At 70.9% G+C, this 3,380-nt stretch carries 3 protein-coding genes and 1 pseudogene; all 4 read left to right on the forward strand.

Annotation, left to right across the window (positions count from 1 at the left end):
- Positions 1-873: ATP-binding cassette domain-containing protein (locus tag ACFU99_RS38145; protein ID WP_384401638.1), on the forward strand; the 873-nt coding region annotated here is incomplete at its 5' end.
- A gap of 490 nt (positions 874-1,363) precedes the next feature.
- Positions 1,364-2,440 carry a protein phosphatase 2C domain-containing protein gene (locus tag ACFU99_RS38150; RefSeq protein ID WP_384401641.1) on the forward strand — a complete coding sequence of 359 codons (1,077 nt, stop codon included), beginning with the start codon at positions 1,364-1,366 and terminating at the stop codon, positions 2,438-2,440.
- An 11-nt stretch (positions 2,441-2,451) separates the two neighbouring features.
- The gene (locus ACFU99_RS38155; protein WP_384401643.1) at positions 2,452-2,643 is read left to right on the forward strand and encodes a hypothetical protein; all 192 of its coding nucleotides are present in this window, start codon (positions 2,452-2,454) and stop codon (positions 2,641-2,643) included.
- A gap of 327 nt (positions 2,644-2,970) precedes the next feature.
- Positions 2,971-3,380: pseudogene (locus ACFU99_RS38160) on the forward strand (hypothetical protein); the annotation flags it as partial.

Consider the following 3,380-nt stretch of genomic DNA (forward strand, 5'->3'; position numbering starts at 1 on the left):
GCCCTGACCGCCCCCTCGGGGCCGGGGCCGGCCCACGCGTCGGCCGCCGTAGGCTCCGGCTCTCCGCAAGGGACGCCGGTGCTGCGCGTGCGGGGGCTCACGGCACGGCACGGCCGAGGGGGCCCGGCCGTGCTGTCGGACATCTCTCTGACCGTCGCGGACGCGGGCTGCCTGACCGTTGTCGGCGCCTCTGGAAGCGGCAAGACGACGCTGCTGCGCTGCCTCGCCGGACTGCACCCGAGGTGGGACGGCGAGGTGCGGCTGACGGACACGCCGCTGGGCCGGACCGTGGATGCGCGGGACCGGGACAGCCTGCGTGCCGTCCAGTTGGTCGCGCAGAACCCCTACGACTCGCTGAACCCCGCCCACACCGTCGCCACCATCGTGGGCAGGCCCCTGCGGCTGTTCGGGACCGTGCGCGACGAGGCGGCCGTCTCCGAAGAGGTCGGCCGACTGCTGGAGTCGGTCGGGCTGAACAGGTCGTTCGCGACGCGCCGGCCGGCCGCCCTGTCGGGTGGGCAGCGCCAGCGTGTGGCCCTGGCGCGGGCGCTCGCCGCCCGGCCCCGGGTGCTGCTGTGCGACGAGGTGACCAGCGCGCTCGATCCCACCTCGGCCGCCTCGGTGGTCGCCCTGCTCGACGTACTGCGCAGAGAGAGCGGTACGGCGCTGGTCGTCGTCACGCACGATCTCACGGTCGCGCCACGGCTGGGCGGTTCCGTCGCCGTCCTGGAGCAGGGCACGGTCGTCGAGTACGGGAGCGTTGAGGAGACGGTGCTGGGTTCGCCGAGACATCCGGTGACCCGGGCGCTGATCGACGCCGTGCCCTCCTTGGGCGGCCTGGGTGACGAGGCGTGGCGCACGGCCGGCGGCTGAGCCCGTACCGAGTCGCTCCGCGGCATCGCGAGGTGGACAGCGCGCCGGTGCCGCCCGGCGCACCTTCCGCTGAAGCCCGTGTCTCCTGACACCCGCCTTGCTGGAAACAGATCTCACGTCCGGGAGCCCTTGGAGGTGGCGGCCTGCGCGAAATACCGACAACACAGCTGCCCGCATCGTTGCGCGGCGTACGTCACCAGTGCCGGCCGGGAGGCGGCCCGCCTGGTCGCGGAGCGGATTCGGGCCGGGTACGTCCTGATCAACGACGCGGAGTTCGACCGGCCGGCCCCGTGGGGCGGCAGCGAGCAGTCCGCCAAAGCCCTGGCCTGGTCAACGGCCTACGATGCCCGGATCTACCTGGGACGGGACAGCTCGGCATCGGTCGAGACCGTCGCACACGGCCGAGCGGAACCCTTGGTTGACCTTCACCTTGGGGGAGGCCACAGCATCGGTTGGGCCGGGCGCCTGCCCGGCATGAGGAGGAATGAGCATGGGGTTGCTGACCATCGGGGTGTTCGCGAAGGCGTCCCGGCTGTCGCCGAAGGCACTGCGTCTTTACGACGAGCTCGGCCTGCTGGCCCCCGCTCGCGTCGACCCGGTGACCGGCTACCGGCTCTACGCACCGGAACAACTGGACCAAGCCCGACTGGTCGCCTGGCTCCGGCGCCTGGGGATGCCCCTGGTCCGCATCCAGCGCGTCTGCACGCTGGAGGCAGACGCGGCAGCCCAGGAGATCCGCGCGTTCTGGGCCCAGGTCGAAGCCGACACCGCCGCACGGCGGGACCTGGCCACCTTCCTCATCGACCACCTGTCCCGGAAGGACCCTGTCATGTCCCCGATCGTCAAGCCCCTGGGCATCCACGCCGCTTTTTCCGACACCGGCCTCATCCGCGAGAGCAACCAGGACACCGCCTACGCCGGGTCCCGCCTGCTCGCCGTCGCCGACGGCTACGGCAGTCAAGGAGCCTCCGCGAGCACCGCCGCCGTCGACGCGCTCAAGTACCTCGAAACCGACAGCATCCCGGCGGGCAATCTCCTCAATGTCCTCGAAGACGCGGTCGAACAGGCCAAACAAGCCGTGCACGGCCTCACCGGCACCGGCTCTTCCCCCGAAGAGGCCGGGACCACACTCACCGCGATGCTCTGGACCGGATCGCAACTCGCCCTCGTCCACATCGGCGACTCCCGCGTCTACCTCCTGCGCGACGGAGAGCTGTTCCAGATCACCCACGACCACACCGTGGTGCAGTCGATGGTCGACGAAGGCCGCCTCAGCCCGGAAGAAGCCGCCTCCCACCCCCAGCGGTCACTGCTGATACGCGCCCTGGGCCAAGGAACCGATACCACCCCGGACATGCGCCTGCACGATGCCCGGCGCGGAGACCGGTATCTGCTCTGCCCCGACGGCCTGCCGACCGTCGTGCCGAGCGAAGAGATCCACCGGGTGCTCTCCGAGATCAGTGAGCCCGAGCAGGCGGTCCGCGCACTCATCACCCTCGCCCACGGCTCCGGCGACCCCGACAACGTCAGCTGCGTGGTCGCCGACGTTCTGGAAATCCAGCAGTAGGAGCGAGCGGCATGCACTTCGAGTGGCACCAGATCCGCTCCCATGAGCTGATCCGCGAGGCGGACGAATACCGACTCGCCCAACAAGCCAGGAGAGCCGAACCGGCCCCCCGACACCTGCCGACCGGCACATTGCGACCGACTCCACGACGCCTGCTGGCCTGGCTCCGCGGACGAACCACTACGCTGCCCACGGTCGAGTGAGTGTTTTTGAAGACTGCTCTGATGGCTGACCTGGTCGGACGACCGGGGATGTGGCGTCACGATCTGGCGCTCGTCGGTACTGCCGGGTGTGTGATGAACCGCCGCCGTCGTCGCGGGCACCGGATGCGGTGCGGCGTTCTGCTGGGGCGGTGCAGGTCGCGGCGGTGTACTGCTCGCCTGCCGGGGGCGGCCCTGGAGGCCACGAACCCGAACCGGGCTCTACGAAGAAGGCAATGGGCGGCGTCACGCTTGCGGTGGCCTGGGCGGTAAACCTCCTTGTCGGCCACGGTGGGTGGTCGTGTCCGCCTGGAGCGAGGCGGTGTCCTCGTGTCGGAGCGGATCGGGAACGTCACGCGGGAACGTCACGAGCGCCTCGTCGCCGAGTCCCGGGCACATGTCGCGCAGGTCGGCGGCGCGCAGGTCGCGGTGGGCGACGCCGCTCGGGAGATCGAGCCGATACGTCCGGTGGGCGGGTTCGCACCCAAGGCCACCGACGAGCATCCGTTCACCGTCGCGGATTCGCCGGGCCGGTTCGCCGAGGACATCGGGGTGGCCGCCTCCACGGTCGAGGACTCTGACACGGGACGAGGAGGTCGCCAGGCGCGATCGAGCACACCTGGCCTGCTCCCCCGACGACGAATGGGCCCAGCTCGCCGTCGCCCAGCTCACCGGGGTCTGCGCACCCCTGGACCAGTTCTCCGAGTACCCCCGGGCCCGGGCCGCGAACGCCGCGGCCC

Origin of the sequence: Streptomyces sp. NPDC057654, assembly GCF_042800135.1 — a bacterium.
Taxonomy (GTDB): Bacteria; Actinomycetota; Actinomycetes; order Streptomycetales; family Streptomycetaceae; genus Streptomyces.

What these genes read in the sequence shown, in the direction of transcription:
- ACFU99_RS38150 (WP_384401641.1), top strand. Translation starts at nt 1,364, where the DNA reads ATGGGGTTGCTGACCATCGGGGTGTTCGCGAAGGCGTCCCGGCTGTCG.
- ACFU99_RS38155 (WP_384401643.1), top strand. Translation starts at nt 2,452, where the DNA reads ATGCACTTCGAGTGGCACCAGATCCGCTCCCATGAGCTGATCCGCGAG.